Below are 20,544 nucleotides of genomic sequence, written 5' to 3'. Positions count from 1 at the left end.
GCCCTTCTGTTCGGAGGTAGCCCGACTCCGGATGAGAGTACCCGTCGGGTCCGACAGCGGTTCACCCGTTCCGGCACGCGGCGCGTCCCGGACAGGTGCGCACCGCCGTGAACCGGACCGAGCGCACGACGGAACCAGCGCGGACGACGACGCCCGCGCCTCCTGTTCGGAAGCACGGGCGTCGTCGGATGGGTGCGGGACCCCGCGGCGGTCAGCCGGCGGCGACCACGGACTCCATGTGGGCACGGCTCATCGTGCGGTACTCGGCGATGAGCGCCGTGTCGGGGTGCTCGCGGTCGCGGTGGGCCCGCGCCAGCACGGCGTGGCCGGACTCGGCCAGCACCACCCAGGCACGTGCGATGCGCTCGTTGTCGGGCAGCCCGAACCGGTCGCGCATGATCTGCCCGACGGCGGCGCCGAGCGCTCCCATGCGGTCCTCGGCGTCACCGGTGCCGGTGTCCGCGGTGTCGCCGAAGCGGATCGCGCGGAAGCCGGGCTCGGTGCGGTACAGCTCGGCGGTCTCGTCGATCAGCGCGTCGCAGGCCTGCTGCCAGGTCTCCGCGCCGCTCGCGTCGAGCGCCGCGACGAAGCGCGCGGCGAGCCGCTGCGTGCAGCGGATGGCGAGGGCGTCGACCACGGCGATGCGGTCCGGGAAGTAGCGGTAGACGGTGCCGATGGACGCTCCGGCCCGCTCGGCGACCATCGCGGTCGTGAGTCGCTCGAACCCGATCTCGTCGATCACCGCGGCAGCAGCGTCGAGCAGACCCGCGAGGCGCGCCGAACTGCGGGCTTGGACCGGCTCGTTCCTGAGCAGTGATGATCCCCCCGGCAGAGCGTTCGTTACCTCGGTGACGAGCACGTGTTCTCCTCTTGCGCTCCAGCGCGGTTCGTTGGTGTGACGAGGACGATTTTCGCAGAGACCGGCTGGAACATGGCTGCGACTCACCACAGGTGCCGCGGGACGTGGACTTCCGGGTCCTGCATGGGATGATGGGGCGATGCCCGACCCGACGCCCCACGAGCCGTCGTTGGCCGAGCCGCTCCTGCACCGCGCGGCCCGCATCGAGGACGCCGTCCAGGAGTTCCGCGAGCACCGCGCCCGAAGCCGTGGCCTGGTCCCGACCGTCGTCCCCTACACCGGCTACGGCGCTCCCGGATGGGTCCGCATCCTCTGCCGCGTGCTGCTGACCCGCCGTGGCCTCGCCTCCGACGTCTCGTACGCCGGTGTCCGCGGGTGGAAGAGCTTCACGAGCGTCGCGGTCGACCACGCCGAGGTCACCGTCACCGCCGGTGGGGTCTCGCACGTCGTCGAGACCGACCGTGGCGGGGTCGTCGACACCATCGTGCCGATCGACCTCGAGCCGGGCTGGCGCACCGTCCGGTTGTCGGCCGGCGGCGGGCGCGACGTCGAGGCGGACGTGTTCGTCGTGCACCCCGACACCCGCTTCGGGCTGCTGTCCGACATCGACGACACCGTCATGGTGACCTCGCTCCCCCGTCCGATGCTGGCGGCGTGGAACTCCTTCGTCCTCACCGAGCACGCCCGCCGCCCCGTGCCGGGCATGTCCGTGCTGTACGAACGCGTGCAGGCGCAGCACCCCGGCTCCCCGACCGTGTACCTGTCCACCGGTGCCTGGAACGTCGCGCCGACCCTGCAGCGCTTCCTGACCCGCAACATGTACCCGTCCGGCACGCTCCTGCTCACCGACTGGGGCCCCACGCACGACCGGTTCTTCCGGAGCGGACAGCTGCACAAGCAGCAGAACCTGCGGCGCCTTGCGAAGGACTTCCCGGACGTGCAGTGGCTGCTCGTCGGCGACGACGGCCAGCACGACGAGTCGCTGTACGGCGAGTTCGCCCGCGAGCACCCGGAGAACGTCGCGGGCGTCGCCATCCGACAGCTGTCCACGAGCGAGGCGGTCCTGGCCGGCGGACGCTCCCGGGCGCAGGAACGCTCCCGCGACACCTCGGCGCCGTGGGTCTACGCGCCCGACGGTGCCGGGCTCTGGTCCGAACTCGCGCGGGTCGGGCTCGCCGAGGCGGACGCCTCCGACCCGGCCTGAGCGAGGCTTCAGGCACACCGACGGCACACTGCCGCCAGACGGCCGACGGCACACGGCCGCCAGAGGGCCGGCGGCCCGTCCGCGCGGCCACGACGCTCGGCCTCCGGGTGTTCGATCGGGGCATGAGCACCGACACGGACCGGACCGCCGACACCGAGCGAGCACCCGCGCCCCCCGCGACTCCCCCGAACCTGATCGAGGACCACGCCGTCATCGGCGACACCTCGACCGCCGCACTCGTCGGTCGCGACGGCACGATCGACTGGGCGTGCCTGCCGCGGTTCGACAGCGCCGCCACGTTCGCCTCGCTGCTCGGCACCGAGGGCCACGGGCACTGGACGCTCCGACCGACCGACCCCGCCGCGACGGCGCACCGGAAGTACCGTGGCGACACCCTCGTCCTGTCGACGGTGTGGACCACGGCGGACGGTGCCGTCGAGGTGACCGAGTTCATGCCCGTCGGCGCCCACCGCCCGTCCATCGTCCGGCGTGTCCGCGGCCTGAGCGGCTCGGTCGAGGTGCAGCAGACCCTGCGGATCCGGTTCGACTACGCCCTCGCGCTGCCGTGGGTGCGCCAGATCGGCGGCGATGAGGACCCGGCACTGCTCGCCACCGCCGGCCCCGGGTCGGTCATCGTGCGCGGTCCCCGCTTCCGGGCCTCGGACCACCGGCACACGGCCACCGCGACGATCCACGACGGTGACGTGCTCGACACCGTCCTCACCTGGTACCCCTCGCACCGCGAGCCCCCGGAGCCCGTCGACGTCGACGCCGAGCTCCACCGCACCGTGACGTGGTGGACGGACTGGATGGCGACGGCGCGCACCGAGGGTCGCTACGCCGACGCCGCCCGCCGCTCCCTCCTGCTGCTCCGCGCGATGACCCACGGCGAGACCGGCGGCGTGGTGGCCGCCGTGACCACGAGCCTGCCGGAGGACCCGGGCGGGGAACGCAACTGGGACTACCGCTACGTCTGGCTCCGTGACGCCTCCCTCGCCCTCGCCTCGCTCATCGCGCACGGCTACCGCGACGAGGCGGCACACTGGCGCGGCTGGTTGCTCCGCGCCATCGCCGGCGACCCCGCCGACGTGCAGATCATGTACGGCATCGCCGGGGAGCGCGAACTGCCGGAACGGGAGCTCCCGCACCTGCCCGGGTACGCCGGCTCGACGCCCGTCCGGGTCGGCAACGGCGCGTACACGCAGTACCAGGGCGACGTCTTCGGCGAGGTCCTGGCCGCCCTGCACGACGCCCGCGAGCTCGGGGTCGAGGAGAACGCCGACTCGTGGGCCCTGCAGCGCGCCCTGCTCGGCTACGTCGAGGAGCACTGGCAGGAGCCCGACAACGGCATCTGGGAGATGCGCGGCCCGCGACGGCACTTCACGCACTCGCGCGCGATGATCTGGGCCGCGTTCGACCGTGGGGTCGCCGCGGTCGAGGAGTTCGGTCTCGAAGGGCCCGTGGACCGCTGGCGCACCCTGCGCGACCAGGTCCGGGCCGAGATCGAGGAGCACGGCTGGAACGCTGCGCGCGGCAGCTACCGGCAGCACTACGACACCGACGAGGTCGACGCGAGCCTGCTCGTCCTGCCGCAGATCGGGTACGTCTCCGCCCACGACGCGCGCATGACCGGCACCGTCGCCGCCATCGAGCAGGACCTGTCGACCGGCGACGACGGGCTCGTGCTGCGGTACCGGACGTCGTCGGGGTTCGACGGGCTCGCCGGAGCGGAGCACCCGTTCCTGGCGTGCTCGTTCTGGCTCGTCGAGCAGTACGCGGCATCGGGCCGGATCGACGACGCCGAGCGCCTCATGGACGTGCTCGTCGGGTACGCGAACGACGTCGGCATGCTCTCCGAGGAGATCGACGTCGCCACCGGACACCACGTCGGCAACACCCCGCAGGTGCTGTCGCACCTGACGCTCGTGTCCGCGTCGGACGCGATCGCGCGGGCGCGGGGCGCGTCGACCGGGCACCGCACGCGGCTGCCCGTGCACGACGGCGGCACCCGCTCGTGGACCGGCGAGGGCGAGCGCGCCGGCAACCCCGCCTGACGCGGTGGTCCTGACCACGAACGGACGGGAGGCACGGTGCCAGCTGGCACCGTGCCTCCCGTCCGCAGTTCCGCCCGTTCAGGGCGCGACGGTCACGTCCGTCAGGACGACGACTCCCAGTCCGCCGGGCCGCGCGAACCAGCGCGGTACTCCTCGAGCGGGACCTCGTCGGCCTTCCAGGCCTTGACGACCGGCTCGACGATCTCCCAGCAGCGCTCGGCCACGTCGCCGCGGATCGACAGCAGCGGGTCGTCGTGGAAGATGCCGTTCAGGACCTCGCCGTAGGGGGTCAGCTCGCCGTCGCTGAACGACGACGACAGGGTGACCTGGCCCATCTCGAACGGGTTGCCACCGCCGTTGGCCGACACGGTCAGCTCGATCTCGTCCGGGTTCAGGACGATGCGGAGCGTGTCCGCCTTCGGGCGACCGCTCAGGCCGGAGGGCAGGCGCGTGACCGGCTTGAAGGTGATCAGCACCTCCTTCCGGCTGTTGCCGAGTGCCTTGCCGGACCGCAGCGTGAACGGGACGCCCTTCCAGCGGGCCGTGTCGACCTCGACCGAGATCTCGGCGAGCGTCTCGGTGCTCCGCGACTTGTCGACGCCGTCCTCGTCCTGGTACGACGGCAGCTCCTTGCCGTCGATCGTGCCGGCCGTGTAGACGGCGCGGCGCGACGCGATCTTCGCGTCGTCGCCCTTGAGCCGCGTCGAACGGAGCACCCGGGCCAGGGACGAGCGGAACTCGACCGCGTCGATGTCCGCCGGGGCGTCCATCGTCACGATGCCGAGGATCTGCAGCAGGTGCGACTGGATCATGTCGACCATCGCGCCGGCCTCGTCGTAGTACTGGGCGCGGTTCTCGAGACCGAGGGTCTCGTCGTAGAAGACGTCGACCTTCTCGATGTTGTCGGCGTTCCAGATCGGCTCGAACAGGCGGTTCGCGAAGCGCAGACCGATGATGTTCAGGACCGTGGTGCGTCCGAGGAAGTGGTCGGTGCGGTGCACGCGCTCTTCCGGGACCAGCTTCAGCACGGTCTCGTTGAGGGCCTGGGCGCTCGCGACGTCGGTGCCGAACGGCTTCTCGAAGGCGAGGGTGGTGCCGGCGGGGAGCTCGACCTGCTGCAGTGCCTCGCAGATGTCGGAGGCGATCTGCGGGGGCAGGGCGAAGTAGAGGATCGGCTCGGCCTCAGCCGCGTCGAGCAGTGCCGTGAGGTGCTCCGGGTCGGTGGGGTCGCCCTGGATGAACTGGGTCGACGCGAGCGTGGCGTCGACCTCGGGTCCCTTGACGTCCTGCGACGCGAAGGACTTCGTGACGATGTCCTTCCACTGCTCCTCGCTCCGGGCGCTGCGGCCCGTGCCGATGAGCTGGACGGGAACCGCTCGACCGCTCTGCAGGAACGTGCCGAGGCCCGGCAGCAGCAGGCGGGAGGCGAGGTCGCCCGTCGCGCCGAAGATGATGAGGGTGCGCTTGTCGGTCACCTGAGGTGACTCCTTTCGCTGTGGTGGGAGGTCCGCTCCAGTCAAGCCGCGGGCGGGCCCGTTTGTTCCGGATCGGGGACCGGAGATCGTGGGGCGCTGTGGTGTGCAGCGCCGGGTCGTGCGCTGCGTCGGCAGCGCAGGGTCGTGTGCTGTGGTCGTGCAGCGCCTGGACGCACTTCGGGCGGCACCGGATGTGGTGCCGCCCGAAGTGTCAGGTGCGTTGCAGCGTCAGGTCAGTGCCCGAAGTTGCCGCGGTAGTACTCGTAGACCCAGCCGACCAGGGTGACCGCCACCAGGGCGAGTCCGATCGGGACGATCCACAGCCCGGCTGCGACACCGAGGAAGCAGACGGCGACCGCTGCTGCCAGCAGGATGGGCCACCACGACCACGGGCTGAAGTGCCCGAGCTCGGCGTCGCCGTCCTCGATGTTGGCATCGGGGCGGTCCTCGGGCAGCACGCCGCCCTGGGACGCCATGACCTTGCCGAGGTAGAAGGCGATGAACGCGGACATGATGCCGGTCAGGCCGATCGCCACGGTGCCGACCCACTCCGGGTGGCCGTAGTAGAGCAGCGCCCAGATCGTGTACGCGGCGTCCGCGAGGATGAAGAACCCGAAGAGGATCCAGAACAGGTTGGTGTTCGCGCGCATCGGCTTACTTCACCTCGCCCTTCGCGGCGTCGTAGGTCGGGGCATCCGGGGCGTCCTTCGCGGGGCCGACACCGATCGGCACACCTGCCTCGGGGTGGTTCAGGTCGAAGGCCGGGGACTCGGAACGGATCCGCGGGATCGACGTGAAGTTGTGGCGGGGCGGCGGGCAGCTGGTGGCCCACTCGAGCGAGCGGCCGTAGCCCCACGGGTCGTTCACGGCGACCTTCGGTGCGTTCCGGGCCGTCACGTAGACGTTGAAGATGAACGGCAGGAACGAGATCGCGAGGATCATCGAGCCGATCGTCGACAGCTGGTTCATCCAGGTGAAGCCGTCGTTCGGCAGGTAGGTCGCGTAACGACGCGGCATGCCGATGACGCCCAGCCAGTGCTGGATGAGGAACGTGGTGTGGAACCCGATGAACAGGAGCCAGAAGTGGATCTTGCCGAGACGCTCGTTGAGCATCTTGCCCGTCCACTTCGGCCACCAGAAGTAGAAGCCGGAGAACATCGCGAAGACGACGGTGCCGAAGACCACGTAGTGGAAGTGCGCCACGACGAAGTACGAGTCGGACACGTGGAAGTCGAGCGGCGGCGACGCCAGGATCACACCGGTGAGGCCACCGAACGTGAACGTGATGAGGAAGCCGACGGCCCAGAGCAGCGGGGTCTCGAACGTCACCGAGCCGCGCCACATGGTGCCGACCCAGTTGAAGATCTTCACGCCGGTCGGGACCGCGATGAGCATCGTCATGAGCGAGAACCAGGGCAGCAGGACGCCACCCGTGACGTACATGTGGTGCGCCCAGACCGTGACCGACAGGGCCGCGATCGCGATGGTCGCGTAGACGAGGGTCTTGTACCCGAAGATCGGCTTGCGGCTGAAGACCGGGAAGACCTCGGACACGATGCCGAAGAACGGCAGCGCGATGATGTACACCTCGGGGTGCCCGAAGAACCAGAACAGGTGCTGCCAGAGCAGCGCACCGCCGTTGGCCGGGTTGAAGATCTGCGCGTCGAACACCCGGTCGAGCCCGAGGCCGAACAGCGCGGTGGCGAGCACCGGGAAGGCCATCAGGACGAGCAGCGCCGTCACGAGGGTGTTCCACGTGAAGATCGACATGCGGAACATCGTCAGACCCGGGGCACGCATCGTGATGATGGTGGTGATGAAGTTCACCGCGCCGAGGATCGTCGAGAAGCCGGTCATGCCGAGTCCGAAGACCCAGAGTGTGCCGCCGAGCCCTGGTGTGAACGTCGTGTCACTCAGTGGCGCGTAGGCGAACCAGCCGAACGAGGCCGCACCCTGCGGGGTGAGGAAGCCGCCGACCGCGATGAGCGAGCCGAACAGGTAGAGCCAGAACGCGAAGCCGTTGAGTCGCGGGAAGGCGACGTCGGGAGCACCGATCTGGAGCGGCATGATCGCGTTCGCGAAACCCGAGAAGAGCGGCGTCGCGAACATCAGCAGCATGATCGTGCCGTGCATCGTGAAGAGCTGGTTGTACTGCTCCTTCGTCGCGACCACGTGCAGGCCGGGCTCGAACAGCTGGGCACGGATGACCAGGGCCATCACACCCGCGAGCAGGAAGAAGACGAAGGACGCGATCAGGTACATGTACCCGATGGTCTTGTGGTCGGTGGAGGTGATCCACCGGACGATGATGTTGCCCTTCCGGCCCACCTTCGACGCCTGGAAGTCCGGCGAAGCAGTCTGGGTCGGTTGGCCGACGAAAGACGTTGTCATCTGACGAGCCCCTACTTGTTCTCGCTGGACGCCTCGACCGGCGCCTTGTTGTTCGGTTCGTTCGTGTTGGTGTTGTACTCGTCACCGAGGAGCCCGACCTTGCCCTGGTCCTTCAGGGTGTCGAGGTAGTCCTGGTACTGCGCCGGCGTGACGACCTTCACCTGGAAGAGCATCAGCGAGTGGTACTCACCGCAGAGCTCCGCGCACTTGCCCTGGTACGTCCCGAGCTTCTCCGGGATGAAGTACTCCCAGTTCGTCTTGCCGGGGAGCATGTCCTTCTTGTACAGGAAGTCGATGATCCAGAAGGAGTGGTCGACGTCGCGCGAGGAGAGCTCGATCGCGACCTTCTTGCCCTGCGGCAGGTAGAGGGTCGGCAGCTGCGACTCGTCGATGGCGCCCTTGGCGTTCTCTTCTTCCTGGGCCTGGATGCCCTGGTAGTAGACGCTGTCCTCGGGGTTGTCCTTGTTGATGTAGTTGAAGTCCCACGCCCAGCGCTTGCCGTACACGTGCACGGTGGCGTCGGGGTCGTCGAACGGCTTCTCGATCGCGGCCTGGTCCTTCGCGGTGAAGGCGAAGAAGCCGAGCACCAGGATGAGCGGCACGATCGTGTAGAAGATCTCGAGCGGCATGTTGTAGCGCATCTGCACGGGCAGGCCGGTCTGGCCCTTCCGGCGGCGGTACACGATGGCGGCCCAGATGATCAGACCCCAGACGATGAGACCGACGGCGAGGAGCACCACCCAGCTGGTGGTCCACAGGCCGACGATGCGGCTCGTGTGGTTGGTGACGTCCTTCGTCTCCTCCGTGCCGGGGAGCCATCCGTTCATCTGCTGCTGCGTGCAGCCAGCCAGTGCGATGACCAGACCGACGGCCACCGGGACGGCCGCCCAACGTATACGGCGATTCGAACGCACTGTTACCTCTCGCAAAAGACGTGAGCCCGGAGCCGAACCCGCCGAGTCGCACGAAGGCGACACGTGGCTGGCTCCCAGCTTGATTGGAACACTCCTAGCTTACTCGCAGCTCGGTACCGCTCGCGCACACCCGACACGCTCATCGCCGCGATCCGCACTCCTGACCGGCCGTTTTCCCCGGTCACACTGCGACCGCATCCCCCGACGAACGCGAGCGGGGAGCGACCGTGTCGGTCGCTCCCCGCTCGCGTGTCGGATCGGCTGGTGATCAGTGGAAGCTGTCACCGCACGCGCAGCTGCCCTGCGCGTTCGGGTTGTCGATCGTGAAGCCCTGCTTCTGGATGGTGTCCTCGAAGTCGATCGTCGCGCCGTCGAGGTACGGGACGCTCATCTTGTCGACGACGACCTCGACCCCGTCGAACTCGGCGGTGACGTCACCGTCGAGCAGGCGCTCGTCGAAGTACAGCTGGTAGATCAGACCCGAGCAGCCCCCGGGCTGGACGGCGAGGCGCAGGCGCAGGTCGTCGCGGCCCTCCTGCTCGAGGAGACTCGCCACCTTGCCGGCCGCGGCGTCGCTCAGGAGGACGCCATGCGAGGCCGCCTCGGTCACCGGTGCGTCGGTGGTGATGGTGTCGCTCATCGCGCGTCTCCCTCCGGGCGGTGCGGTTCACCGCGCCTGGCGTCGATTGTAAGCACCGTCAGCTGCGCGTCGCGAGCCTGGCGAGCAGGATCGCCTCGGACGCGATGGCCCGATGCAGGACGCCGAGGTGCTGCGACTCGTTCGGGCTGTGGGCGCGGGTGTCCGGGTCCTCCACCCCGGTGACCAGGATCTGGGCCTCCGGGAACTCCGCGGCGAGGTCCGAGACGAACGGGATCGAGCCGCCGATGCCCTGTTCGACCGCCTCGGCACCCCAGCCCTCGCGCATGGCCGTGCGGGCCTCCTGGACGGCCCAGCCGGCCGTGTCGACGAGGAAGCCGTCGCCGCTGTCCGGCTCGGAGATCTCCATGCGGGCACCGAAGGGCACGTGTGCCCGCAGGTGCCGCTCGACGGCCGCGTACGCCTCCGTGGCGGGCTGGCCGGGTGCGACCCGCACCGACACGCGGGCGGAGACGGTCGGCAGCAGCGTGTTGGAGGCGTTCGCGACGCTCGGCACGTCCATGCCGGTCACGGTGATCGACGGCTGGAACCACATGCGCGACAGGACCTCGCCGGTGCCGATCGGTCGGACGCCCTCGACCAGGGCCGCGTCCACGGCGAGCTCGTCGTCGGTCCGCGCCGGGACATCGGCCTCGTACGAGGTGAGCCCGTCGACGGCGACCGAACCGGCGTCGTCGTGCAGGGACGCGAGCAGCTTGACCATCGGGATCATGGCGTCCGGCGCCGCTCCCCCGAACATCCCGCTGTGGCTGGCGTGCTCGAGGGTCGTCAGGGTGAGCTTGAAGGTGACGTTGCCGCGGAGTGACACGGTGATCGACGGCACGTCGACCGACCAGTTGTCGCTGTCGGCCACCACGATGACGTCGGCGGCCAGGTGCTCCTTCTGCTCACGCAGGAAGGTGCGGAAGGACCGGGAGCCGAACTCCTCCTCGCCCTCGACGAACAGGACGACACCGAGGTCGAGGTCGTCGCCGAACTGCGCGTGGATCGCCCGGAGCGACGCGATGTGGGTCATCACACCGGCCTTGTCGTCCGAGGCGCCGCGACCGTACAGCCGGTCACCGCAGAGGGTCGGCTCGAACGGCGGGGTCTCCCACAGGGCGTCGTCGCCCTGCGGCTGCACGTCGTGGTGGGCGTAGAGCATGACGGTCGGCTTGCCGTTCCGGGCCGGGCGGACGGCGAGCACCGCGGGCTGGCCGAGCTCGAGCGGCTCGTCGTCGCTGATCGCCGAACGGATGATCTCGACCTGGTCCTCGGCGAAGACCCCGGTGCTCAGCGCCAGGTCCGCCACGGCACGCGCGCTCGCGAGCACGTGCGCCTCGTCGAACGCCGACCACGACACCGACGGGATCCGCACCAGCGCGGACAGATCGGCGATCGTCGTGGGCAGTGCACCCTGCACCTGTTCGCGCAGGGCGTCGAGGAGAGCGGGATCGGTCGCGGAGCTGGGCTGTGCGGTGTCGGTCATGCCCGGTAATCTAGAGGACGATCCCGCACGCACAACGCCGTTAGGAACGCACCGTGGCGAAGGCAGCCCCCAAGACCAACACGACCGTGAACCCCACCGAGGAAGAACTCCTCGAGCAGGGCAAGGGCCGCCCGACGCCGTCCCGCCGTGAGCGCGAGGCAGCGAACCGCCGCCCCCTCGTCGGCAACACGCCGGTCGACAAGAAGGCCGCCCGCGCGCGTCTCAACTCCGACCGCGAGCGTGCCCGCGTCGGCATGGCCAACGGCGAGGAGCGCTACCTGCCGGCGAAGGACCGCGGTGAGCAGCGTCGCTTCGTCCGCAACTGGATCGACGCGCGCTGGAACGTCGGCGAGATCATGATGCCGGTGCTCGTGCTGTTCCTGATCGTCGGGTTCGCCGCCTCGCAGACCGCGATCGCCTCGTACTCGCTCCTGCTCGTGTGGGCGTTCGTGGCCCTGTTCGTGATCGACTGCGTGGTCCTCTGGCTGTCGATGCGTCGCAAGCTCACCACCAAGTTCGGCGAGATGCAGCGCGGCACGTTCCTCTACATCCTGACGCGGGCGTGGCAGCTGCGGTTCCTGCGCCTGCCGAAGCCCCAGGTCAAGCGCGGGCAGTACCCCGCCCTCTGACCCCAGGGTCGCTGTCCGAAGCGCCGTCCGGCCTCGCCGGGCGGCGCTTCGTCGTTCCGGCGTGCGCGCGCTGCGCGGCGAGGTTCCACGACTCGCCGCGTGCGCGTCGCCGAAGTTCCACAAACGGCCCGCCCGCGCGCCGAGGTTCCGAAATCTCGGACACTCAGCGGCCGCGGCCGGGCGTGGCCACGCACCGGCGGACGGGAGGCCCGTGGCGGGACCGCACCGGGCCTCCCGTCCCAGGGGTGGCCGGCGAGGTTCCACGACTCGCCGCATGCACGCCGCCGAGGTTCCACAGACGGCCGCCGAGGGCCGCGAGATGCCGAGATTTCGGAACCTGGAGGGCGCCGGGCGGGACGCGCGCCCGCCCGCGCCCGCGCTCAGCGCGCGGCGCGGCGCAGCCGCTTGCGACGCAAGCGGTTGATGCGCGTGGCCCAGCTCGGCCCCTCGTAGAGGAACGCCGTGTAGCCCTGCACCAGGGTGGCCCCGGCGTCGATGCGGTCCTGCACGTCCTGCTCGGTCGTCACCCCGCCGACGGCGATGACGCAGAACTCGGCGGGCACCGCGGCACGGACCCGACGCAGCACCTCGAGGGAGCGCGCGGCCACGGGAGCGCCGGAGAGTCCCCCGGCACCCATCGCCTCGACGTCGGCCGGGTCCGCGGTGAGCCCCTCACGGGAGATCGTCGTGTTGTTGGCGATGATGCCCGACAGCCCGAGCGACACCGCGAGGCCGGCGATGGCGTCGACCTGCTCGTCGGTCAGGTCCGGCGCGATCTTCACCAGCACGGGAGTGTCACCGGCGGCGTCGCGGACGGCGGACAGCAGCGGTCGGAGCTGGTCGAGTTCCTGCAGGCCGCGCAGGCCGGGCGTGTTCGGTGAGCTGACGTTGACCGCCAGGTAGTCCGCGAACGGCGCGAGGCGTCGTGTCGACTCCAGGTAGTCGTCGATGGCGTCCTCGACGGCGACGACCCGGCTCTTGCCGATGTTCACGCCGATGACCGGGCGACCCGGGTTGCGTCGGGCGCGCTCGAGCCGGCGGGCAGCAGCACCGGCGCCGTGGTTGTTGAAGCCCATCCGGTTGATGAGGGCGCGGTCCTCGATGAGACGGAACAGGCGCGGACGCTCGTTGCCGGGCTGGGGCTTCGCCGTGATCGTGCCGACCTCGACGTGACCGAAGCCGAGCAGACCGAGGCCACCGATGCCGCGGGCGTCCTTGTCGAACCCGGCGGCGAGGCCGAAGCGCGACGGGAAGTGGATGCCCATCGTCGTGATGCCGTCAGCAGCTGCTGGGCGGGAGTACCGCTCGACCAGACCGCCGACGAACGGCACGTGGGGCAGCGCCTTGATGACGGCGAACGCCAGGTGGTGGGCCCGCTCAGGGTCCATCTTGGCGAAGACCGACCGGAAGACGACGGCGTACCCGGACCGGACCAGGCCTTCCGCGACCCCGCTCACGCGCCGGCACCCGCCGGCGAGCCGGCAGCGTGGTGGTCACGGCGGAGCTGGCTGATGGCGTCCTCGAAGTCCTCGAGCGAGTCGAAGGCCTGGTAGACGCTGGCGAACCGCAGGTACGCGACCTCGTCCAGCTCACGGAGCGGCGCGAGGATCGCGAGGCCGATGTCGTTCGCGTCGATCTGGCTCGAGCCGGACGACCGCACGGTCTCCTCGACGCGCTGCGCGAGCACGGCCAGGTCGCCGTCGGTGACCGGGCGCCCCTGGCAGGCCTTGCGCACGCCGGAGACGATCTTGTCGCGGCTGAACGGTTCTGTGACGCCGTTGCGCTTGACGACGTTGAGCGACGCAGTCTCGGTGGTCGAGAAGCGTCGTCCGCAGTTCGGGCACTGTCGACGGCGGCGGATGGAGGTTCCGTCGTCGCTCGTCCGTGAGTCGACGACGCGCGAGTCCGGGTGGCGGCAGAAAGGGCAGAACATGTCGTGGCCCAGGCTATCGGTTCGTGCGCTCCGTCACGGCGGCGCCGTGCGCGGGGAGCTGCTCCTCGGTCGACAGCGCGACGATGTGCGCGGCGACCTCGTCGAGCGCCGACGCCGAGTACCGGATGACCTGCTGCGGCCGCAGGAACGTCGACGCGGACAGCCCGGAACCGAAGCGCGCCTGGCCGCCGGTGGGCAGCACGTGGTTCGACCCGGCCAGGTAGTCCCCCAGGCTGACGGGCGTGCTCGGCCCGACGAACACCGCTCCGGCGGCGTCGATGTCGGCGAGCACCGCGTCGTCGTCGGCCGTCTGGATCTCGAGGTGCTCCGGCCCGTACGCGTTGCTCACGGTCGCGGCGTCGGCGAGCGAGTCCACCAGCACGATCGCGGACTGCGGTCCGTCCAGGGCGGTCTGGAGGCGCGCAGCCGTCCCGAGCACCGCCGTGCGTTCCGGGATGGCGGCTTCGACCGCATCGGCGAACGTCGCCGACGTCGTCACCAGCACACTGCCGGCCTGCTCGTCGTGCTCGGCCTGGCTGATGAGGTCGGCGGCGACGAACCCGGGGTCGGCGGTCTCGTCGGCGATCACGAGGATCTCGGTCGCGCCGGCCTCGGCGTCGATGCCGACGACACCGCGCACCAGGCGCTTCGCGGCGGCCACGTAGTTGTTGCCAGGACCGGTGACCAGGTCGACGGGCTCCAGGTCGATCGCGGGGACGCCGTAGGCCAGCGCGCCGATCGCGCCGGCACCGCCCATCGCGTAGACCTCGTCGATGCCGAGCAGTCCGGCCGCGGCCAGGATCGTCGGGTGGACCGCACCGCCGTGGTCGCGCTGCGGCGGGGACACGAGCGCGATCGACCGGACCCCGGCGACCTGTGCGGGCACGACGTTCATGACGACGCTCGACGGGTAGACGGCCTTGCCGCCGGGCACGTAGAGGCCGACGCGGCGCATCGGCTGCCAGCGCTGGTGCACCTCGGCGCCGTCGGCGAGCGTGGTGACGGAGCCGGCCGGCACCTGTGCGGCGCTGGCGGCGCGGACGCGGAGGATGGCTTCGTCGAGCGCTTCCCGTAGTTCGGGGGTCAGCCCGGCCACGGCTGCTGCGATCTCGGCGACCGGCACCCGGACGTTCGCCGGGGCGCCGCCGTCGAAGCGTTCGGCCTGGTCGTGCAGTGCGTCCGCTCCGCGGTGTCGGACGTCCTCGACCAGCTCGCGGGCGGCGTCGACCGCGTGCGAGACGTCACCCACGGCGCGCGGCATGAGTCGGAGGAGTTCGGCACGGGCGGGCAGGCCGCCACGGAGGTCGATTCGCTGCATCATCAGGGGACAAGCCTACCGAGGTGCTCCCCCACGCCCAGTAACGTGAGGGTCGATGAACTTCGAGAAGGCACGGCGCCTGGTCAGCGACCTCGTCCGGGTGAACGAGCGGTACGCGCGGGACGGCCACTACCGCAACGACGTCCGCGAACGGCTCGGGCGCACGGTGTCCCGCGTGGACGTCGGCGTGGCCCGGCGCGAGCGTGACCGCGCACCGCTGGCTGCCCGACCGTTCGAGGGGCTGGTCGAGACGAGCCTCGCCCTGGCGGGCATCCGGACGGTCGACCGGGAGCCCGAGGTGGTGCTCGTCGTCGACGAGCTCCGCGAGGGCGCGGCGTTCGCCGGGGTGCAGACGGCGCTGGCCGTCGCGATCGCGCTCGGTGCACGCCTGGGCCGGTCGGTCCGGGTCGTCATGGTCCGCTGGACCACGCCCGGCAACAGTGCGGCCGCGGCCGAGGCGCTCGTGGCGGACCGGTTCCCGGAGTCGCGGGTCGACGGCCGCCCGGGGGTCCGCGTGGTCCGACGCGAGGACGTCCTGGACACCGAGTTCGGCCGCGACGACGTCTGGATCGCCACGCACTGGAAGACCGCGCACCCGATCGACGTCGCCGTGACCGCCGGGGTCGTCCCGCGCGACCGGGTGGTGTACCTGGTGCAGGACTACGAGCCCGGCTTCAGCCCGTGGTCGACCGAGTACGCCGTCGCCGCCTCGACCTACCGCGCCGGCTTCCGGGTGCTCGTCAACTCGGAGCCCCTGCGGAAGTACCTGGCCGACGTCGAGGACCTGGACGTGCCGGCGGAGCGGACCTTCGCACCGCACCTGGACGTGGAGCTGCTCGAACGCGTCGCCACGGCCCGACGGCACGAGGACGTCGTCCGGGTGCTGTTCTACGGCCGCCCGAGCAAGCACCGCAACCTGTTCCGGCTCGGTGTCGCCGCCCTGCGCGTCGCGGTGCAGGAGCTCGCGGCCGACGGGATCCGGGTGGAGTTCCACTCGGCCGGCGAGCAGCACGGCGACGTCGAGCTCGACGGCGGCAGGGGCGACGTCAAGCTCGTGAGCCACGGCACGATGCCCTGGGACGACTACTTCCGCTTCATCGCCTCGACCAACGTCGTGCTCTCGCTGCAGCACAGTCCGCACCCGAGCCACCCGCCGTTCGACGGCGCGATCTCCGGCGCTCGCGTGGTCACGAACGAGTTCCGCGGCACTCGTGCGCACCTGCACCCCAACCTGACGGCCGTGCCCGCCGACGCCCGGTCGCTCGGCCTGGCCGTCGCCGACGCCGTCCGTCGCGCCGCGGCCGAGGGCCCCACCGGCTTCGCCCCGCTCGCCGAGCACGCGCTCGGCGGTCCGCTCGACGCGGCCGTCGACGCACTTGCGAACGCGCTCGAGCACGACAGTCGCGACAGCCACGACAGCCACGACAGCCACGACGACCAGCACGACCACGAGGAGTCCGCCCGATGACCCGCACCACCCTCGTCGTCGTCCCCGTCTACGGCGACCTCGAGTCCCTGCTGCGCTGCGTGGACGGGCTCGTCGAGCACCTCGACACGTCGGTGCACCGGGTGCTGCTCGTCAACGACTGCGGTCCCGACGCCGACGCGATCGAACGCGCCCTGCTCGAGCGGATCGACGGTCGGCCGGGGTTCCGGTACGAGCGCAACGACGGCAACCTCGGGTTCGTCGGCACGTGCAACCGTGCCGTCCTCGAGCTCGACCGCGGCACCGAAGGCACCGGCACCACGGGAGAGGCCGTCCTGCTGCTCAACAGCGACGCCGTGCCCACCGCGGGGTTCCTGGACGCCATGCTCGACGTGCTCGACGAGGACCGCACCGGCGTCGTCACGGCACGGAGCGACAACGCCACGATCGCGAGCATCCCCTACCGCCTGACCAACCGGGGTGCCGCACGCACCGAGGAGCGCACGCGGGCCGTCTGGGGCGCGGTCGCCCCGCTCCTGCCGGTCTCGCAGGTCCTGCCCGTCGCGATGGGCTTCTGCTTCCTCACCCGCCGCGAGCTGATCACCGAGCACGGGTTGTTCGACGACGCCTTCGCCCCCGGGTACGGCGAGGAGAACGACTACTGCCTGCGCCTCGCCGAGCACGGCTGGACGTCGCGGATCGCCAACCGCGCGCTGGTCCTGCACGCCGGCGGCAAGAGCTTCTCGGGCAACCGCAACGCCCTCCGCGCTGCGCACCAGCGCGAGCTCGAGCGCCGCTACCCGTTCCTGCCGGACGCCGTCGCCGCCTACCAGCGGCACGGCTCGACGGCGACGGAGCGCTTCGCCGACGCCCTGGTCCCCGCGGGTCCCCCGCCCCGCCTCGCCGTCGACCTGCGGCACGTCGAGGACGCCGGTGGTCTGGTCCGCGAGATCGACGCGGCCTTCGCGGACGGCTTCGACCTGGAGGCCCGGCTCGCCCCCGGCACGTCGGTCCCCGTAGGGTGGACGGTCACCTCCGACGCCCCGAACCCGGACGACCTCGTCACCGTCACGGTCCTCGTGGACCCCACACCCGCCGAGGTCGTCGCCGCCAACCGACGGTCGCTGGAGCTCGTGGTCGTGCGGTCCGCGCCGACCGCCCTGCCGTGGTCGTCCCCGGCGCACCGAGCCGGAGCCGACCAGGTCGCCGTGCTGCTGGACCCGCACGTCGTCGCCACGACCCGCGGCGGACTCGTCGCGGCGCGCGAGCATCTCGACCGTCGCCTGACCGCGCCGCTCGCCTCGCGCTCCGAGGCCCTCGAGGGCCGATGGGCAGCGCTCCTCCCCCTCGACCTCACCGCCGCCGAGGTCGCGGCGGGGAACGCCTCCGACGAGGTCACCCGGCTCCGCCGCGAGCTCGACGACCTGCGCGCGAGCCGCTCGTTCCGTACCGGCCAGGCGATCGCCAAGGTCGCCGCACGGCTGCCGGGTCGCCGCTGATGGCCGAGGCGAAGGGCCTCGGCCGCGTCGCGCGGCGCCTGGCGCGCCCGTTCCGTGGCCCCGAGAAGCCGTTGACCGTCACGGACCGGCTCGACCGCTGGGCCCGGCGGATCGCCGAGTTCGGTGTGCTCGACCGCGCGTACTTCGAGGCCCAGACCGGACGCACGTTCGACAGCGACGCCGACGCCATCGCGTTCTACGTGCACAACGACGGGCAGCGAGGACTCTCGCTGCACCCGCTCATCGAGCACGAGTGGATGCGCGAGCACCAGCCCGTCCCGGCGATGTCCTGGTACGACGCCCTGCACCAGGAGGGCCCGGAGCTCTTCCAGACCGGACCCCTCTTCGACGCTGGCGTGTACGCCGCCTCGGTGCCGGAAGCCGACCGCCCGGCGTCCACGCTCGATGCGCTCCGCGACTTCCTGCGGAACGCGACCGACGCGACCACGCTCCCCGTGCCTCCCGGCCGCCGTGGCCACGCACCGACCTGGGGCGCCGCACGCGACGCAGCCGTCTCCGCTGCTCGCGCCTTCGCCGACGCGCAGCACCGGACCCGGCGCCGCTACCGAGCCACGTGGGACGGGCCCGACGTCACCGAGGCGCTCAGCCGGTACCCGCGCGGTGTCGCGCGACGCGACGCGGAGCAACCGCTCGTGTCGATCGTGATGCCCGTGTACCGACGCGCCGACGTGGTCGGTGCGGCGATCGCCTCGGTGCGCGCGCAGCGGCACGCGAACTGGGAGCTCCTCGTCGTCGACGACGGGTCCGGCGACGAGACCGCCGAGGTCGTGCGTCGGATCGCCGCCGACGAGCCGCGCGTCCGCCTGGTCGAGCGGGAGAACGGCGGGGCGGGAGCCGCGCGCAACACCGGACTCGCGGCGGTGCGCGGCGACTTCGTCGCGTTCCTCGACGCCGACAACACCTGGCGACCCGAGCACCTGTCCGCCGCACTCGCCGGGCTGCTCGAGACGGACGGCCCCGGCGTGCACACCGGCGTCCGGATGATCGGCGCGAACAACGCCGACGACTCCACCGCCCCCGCCGAGACGTACCGCGGCGAGGACGGCACGCTCGACGACCTGCTCGCCGGCAACTTCATCGACCTGAACGCGCTCGTCGTCCGTCGTGACGTCGCCGCTGCCGTCGGGCCGTTCGACGAGACCCTGCGCCGCTGGATCGACTGGGAGTGGCTGCTGCGCATCGGGAAGCGCTCCGGCGTGCCCGCGTACGTGCCCGTGATCGGCGTCGACTACGACAACGTCCGCGACCCGCGGCGGGTCTCCTCCGCCCAGCCCGCGTCGTGGCAGGAGGTCGCGCTCGCCCGCCACCGCATCGACTGGGACGCCCTGGCCGAGGCAGCACCGGCGCGCGACGCCGGACTCGTCTCCGTCGTCGTGCCGGTGTTCCGCGACTGGACGATGACCCGGCGTGCCGTGGACGCCGTGCTGCACGCCGCCGAACACGAGGGCGACCGGGTCGAGGTGGTCCTGGTCGACAACGGCTCACCGCGCTCGGTCTCGGCCGTGCTCGGCGCCTGGTTCGGCGACGAGCCGCGGGTCCTGCTGCAGCGCGAGGACCGGAACCGGAACTTCGGGCTGGGCAGCGACCTCGGCCTGGCCCGGTCCACCGGCGGCACCGTCGTCATGCTCAACAACGACACCGAGGTCACGACCGGGTGGCTGCAGCCGCTGGTGTCCGCGCTGGAGGACCCGTCCGTGCTCGGCGCGCAACCGCTGCTCGTCTACCCGGACGGGGTCGTGCAGGCAGCGGGCACGGTGTTCGGCGGCGACAAGGTGCTGCCCTGGCACTTCCTCGGCGACCACCCGCGGTACGACGCTTCGCGGGCGTTGGCGGGTGCCGGGACCGACGCCGCCCGGCTGGGTGCTGCCGGTGGTCGCCGCTTCTCGGCGATCACTGCTGCTGCCGCTGCGTTCCGGGCCGCCGACCTGATCCGCTGGCACGGGTTCGACCCGGTGTTCGCGAACGGGCTCGAGGACGTCGACCTGTGCCTGCGGGCCCTCGCCGCGTCACCGGACGGCTCGGCCTTCGCCGTCGTGCCGTCCTCGGTCGTCGTGCACCACGAGAGCCGGACCCCCGGTCGCGACGACGCCCGGGTGGACAACCGGCGGGTGTTCGACGAGCGCTGGCGCGGGCGGTACCCGGCGGCGGACGCCGGAGCACACTACGAGGCGGCCGGCCTGCGGTGGCTCGGTGTCGAGCCGGGGCTGCCGAAGGGGCACGCCGTGATGGTGCGGTCGTCGCGGCCGATCGTCGTCCGGGACCTCGCAGGCGGTTCCGGCGGTTCCGCAGCTGCCGGTCTTCGGGTCGCGGTGAAGCACGACGGGACTCGGGTGGCGGACGTCACCGCGCTGGTGACCTCGCTCGAGGCTGCCGGTCACTCCGTGCAGATCGACCTGCCGACGTCCTGGTACCGGGGGTCGAGCGGACTCGACGACGTCACGGTGCTGGTCAGCGGCGGCACGGGGTCGGACGTCTCGTCGTTCGTGCCGCAGCCGGGCGCGCGGAACGTCGTGTGGCTCACGGCGGGGCAGATCGTGGCGGACGGGGACTTCGCCGAGGTGGTGCCGGCCGGTGCCGGTGCCGATCAGGTCAGCCGGACGCTCTGACCCGAGGCTTCGTCGCGTCCCAGGCGGATTCTTCGGGGTCGTTCACCGGCTTCCGAGGCGATCGCTCCCCGTTGTTCACCTTCGGCGCG

16 protein-coding genes are annotated in these 20,544 nt (G+C 71.3%); 6 read left to right on the top strand and 10 right to left on the bottom strand.

From position 1 onward, the window contains the following. Nucleotides 1-211: 211 nt before the first annotated feature. Nucleotides 212-742 carry a TetR/AcrR family transcriptional regulator gene (locus tag EDF53_RS19240; RefSeq protein ID WP_248703474.1) on the bottom strand — a complete coding sequence of 177 codons (531 nt, stop codon included), beginning with the start codon at nt 740-742 and terminating at the stop codon, nt 212-214. 256 nt (nt 743-998) lie between these two features. On the opposite strand from EDF53_RS19240, the gene EDF53_RS04735 reads away from it, so the two are divergent. Further along, nucleotides 999-2,063, top strand: coding sequence for an App1 family protein (locus tag EDF53_RS04735; protein ID WP_111085765.1), 1,065 nt, complete (start codon nt 999-1,001; stop codon nt 2,061-2,063). 122 nt (nt 2,064-2,185) lie between these two features. Then, nucleotides 2,186-4,117, top strand: coding sequence for a glycoside hydrolase family 15 protein (locus EDF53_RS04730; protein WP_123292492.1), 1,932 nt, complete (start codon nt 2,186-2,188; stop codon nt 4,115-4,117). A gap of 101 nt (nt 4,118-4,218) precedes the next feature. Here EDF53_RS04730 and EDF53_RS04725 read toward each other — a convergent pair whose 3' ends face one another. The 6 genes from EDF53_RS04725 to EDF53_RS04700 all read right to left on the bottom strand — a co-directional run bounded on the left by EDF53_RS04725 (nt 4,219) and on the right by EDF53_RS04700 (nt 11,023). Beyond that, nucleotides 4,219-5,592, bottom strand: a complete 1,374-nt coding sequence (locus EDF53_RS04725; protein ID WP_123292491.1) for a glucose-6-phosphate dehydrogenase — start codon at nt 5,590-5,592, stop codon at nt 4,219-4,221. 233 nt (nt 5,593-5,825) lie between these two features. Then, complete coding sequence (locus tag EDF53_RS04720) at nt 5,826-6,242, bottom strand: cytochrome c oxidase subunit 4 (RefSeq protein ID WP_111085768.1); 417 nt, start codon at nt 6,240-6,242, stop codon at nt 5,826-5,828. A 4-nt stretch (nt 6,243-6,246) separates the two neighbouring features. After that, complete coding sequence (gene ctaD, locus EDF53_RS04715; RefSeq protein ID WP_173168381.1) at nt 6,247-7,983, bottom strand: cytochrome c oxidase subunit I; 1,737 nt, start codon at nt 7,981-7,983, stop codon at nt 6,247-6,249. 11 nt (nt 7,984-7,994) lie between these two features. Next, nucleotides 7,995-8,897, bottom strand: a complete 903-nt coding sequence (gene coxB, locus EDF53_RS04710; protein ID WP_111085770.1) for a cytochrome c oxidase subunit II — start codon at nt 8,895-8,897, stop codon at nt 7,995-7,997. A gap of 268 nt (nt 8,898-9,165) precedes the next feature. Then, complete coding sequence (locus EDF53_RS04705) at nt 9,166-9,537, bottom strand: iron-sulfur cluster assembly accessory protein (protein WP_111085771.1); 372 nt, start codon at nt 9,535-9,537, stop codon at nt 9,166-9,168. Nucleotides 9,538-9,595: 58 nt separating this feature from the next. Next, nucleotides 9,596-11,023, bottom strand: coding sequence for a dipeptidase (locus EDF53_RS04700; RefSeq protein ID WP_123292490.1), 1,428 nt, complete (start codon nt 11,021-11,023; stop codon nt 9,596-9,598). A 53-nt stretch (nt 11,024-11,076) separates the two neighbouring features. On the opposite strand from EDF53_RS04700, the gene EDF53_RS04695 reads away from it, so the two are divergent. Beyond that, nucleotides 11,077-11,652 (top strand): DUF3043 domain-containing protein, encoded by a 576-nt coding sequence (locus tag EDF53_RS04695; protein WP_235035956.1) that lies wholly within the window; start codon nt 11,077-11,079, stop codon nt 11,650-11,652. A 380-nt stretch (nt 11,653-12,032) separates the two neighbouring features. Here the strand turns inward: EDF53_RS04695 and EDF53_RS04690 are convergent, their stop codons facing one another. Genes EDF53_RS04690 through hisD form a run of 3 tightly spaced genes read right to left on the bottom strand, consistent with a single transcriptional unit; the run spans nt 12,033 to nt 14,906 of the window. Continuing rightward, a complete protein-coding gene (locus EDF53_RS04690) occupies nt 12,033-13,109 on the bottom strand; it encodes a quinone-dependent dihydroorotate dehydrogenase (RefSeq protein ID WP_123292489.1) in 1,077 nt (358 codons plus the stop codon). Beyond that, nucleotides 13,106-13,585, bottom strand: coding sequence for a transcriptional regulator NrdR (gene nrdR, locus EDF53_RS04685; RefSeq protein WP_123292488.1), 480 nt, complete (start codon nt 13,583-13,585; stop codon nt 13,106-13,108). The genes EDF53_RS04690 and nrdR overlap by 4 nt, the downstream gene beginning before the upstream one ends. A gap of 13 nt (nt 13,586-13,598) precedes the next feature. Continuing rightward, nucleotides 13,599-14,906, bottom strand: a complete 1,308-nt coding sequence (hisD, locus tag EDF53_RS04680) for a histidinol dehydrogenase (protein ID WP_123292487.1) — start codon at nt 14,904-14,906, stop codon at nt 13,599-13,601. Between the two features lie 52 nt (nt 14,907-14,958). Between hisD and EDF53_RS04675 the strand changes: the two genes are divergently transcribed. The 3 genes from EDF53_RS04675 to EDF53_RS04665 are packed head-to-tail and all read left to right on the top strand — an operon-like array spanning nt 14,959 to nt 20,455. Continuing rightward, a complete protein-coding gene (locus EDF53_RS04675; protein ID WP_123292486.1) occupies nt 14,959-16,371 on the top strand; it encodes a hypothetical protein in 1,413 nt (470 codons plus the stop codon). Then, on the top strand, nt 16,368-17,828 hold the full coding sequence (locus EDF53_RS04670) for a glycosyltransferase family 2 protein (protein WP_123292485.1): 1,461 nt from the start codon (nt 16,368-16,370) through the stop codon (nt 17,826-17,828). The genes EDF53_RS04675 and EDF53_RS04670 overlap by 4 nt, the downstream gene beginning before the upstream one ends. Beyond that, a complete protein-coding gene (locus EDF53_RS04665) occupies nt 17,828-20,455 on the top strand; it encodes a glycosyltransferase (protein WP_123292484.1) in 2,628 nt (875 codons plus the stop codon). Before EDF53_RS04670 ends, EDF53_RS04665 begins: the two co-directional genes overlap by 1 nt. Nucleotides 20,456-20,544 lie beyond the last annotated feature (89 nt).

The sequence above is a fragment of the Curtobacterium sp. PhB78 genome, from assembly GCF_003751685.1.
Classification (GTDB): domain Bacteria; phylum Actinomycetota; class Actinomycetes; order Actinomycetales; family Microbacteriaceae; genus Curtobacterium.
Note: the sequence above shows the minus strand (reverse complement) of the source record. Positions and strands in the feature narration are given on the sequence as shown.

What these genes read in the sequence shown, in the direction of transcription:
- EDF53_RS04735 (WP_111085765.1), top strand. Translation starts at nt 999, where the DNA reads ATGCCCGACCCGACGCCCCACGAGCCGTCGTTGGCCGAGCCGCTCCTG.
- EDF53_RS04730 (WP_123292492.1), top strand. Translation starts at nt 2,186, where the DNA reads ATGAGCACCGACACGGACCGGACCGCCGACACCGAGCGAGCACCCGCG.
- EDF53_RS04720 (WP_111085768.1), bottom strand. Translation starts at nt 6,242, where the DNA reads ATGCGCGCGAACACCAACCTGTTCTGGATCCTCTTCGGGTTCTTCATC.
- ctaD (WP_173168381.1), bottom strand. Translation starts at nt 7,983, where the DNA reads ATGACAACGTCTTTCGTCGGCCAACCGACCCAGACTGCTTCGCCGGAC.
- EDF53_RS04705 (WP_111085771.1), bottom strand. Translation starts at nt 9,537, where the DNA reads ATGAGCGACACCATCACCACCGACGCACCGGTGACCGAGGCGGCCTCG.
- EDF53_RS04700 (WP_123292490.1), bottom strand. Translation starts at nt 11,023, where the DNA reads ATGACCGACACCGCACAGCCCAGCTCCGCGACCGATCCCGCTCTCCTC.
- nrdR (WP_123292488.1), bottom strand. Translation starts at nt 13,585, where the DNA reads ATGTTCTGCCCTTTCTGCCGCCACCCGGACTCGCGCGTCGTCGACTCA.
- hisD (WP_123292487.1), bottom strand. Translation starts at nt 14,906, where the DNA reads ATGATGCAGCGAATCGACCTCCGTGGCGGCCTGCCCGCCCGTGCCGAA.
- EDF53_RS04675 (WP_123292486.1), top strand. Translation starts at nt 14,959, where the DNA reads ATGAACTTCGAGAAGGCACGGCGCCTGGTCAGCGACCTCGTCCGGGTG.
- EDF53_RS04670 (WP_123292485.1), top strand. Translation starts at nt 16,368, where the DNA reads ATGACCCGCACCACCCTCGTCGTCGTCCCCGTCTACGGCGACCTCGAG.
- EDF53_RS04665 (WP_123292484.1), top strand. Translation starts at nt 17,828, where the DNA reads ATGGCCGAGGCGAAGGGCCTCGGCCGCGTCGCGCGGCGCCTGGCGCGC.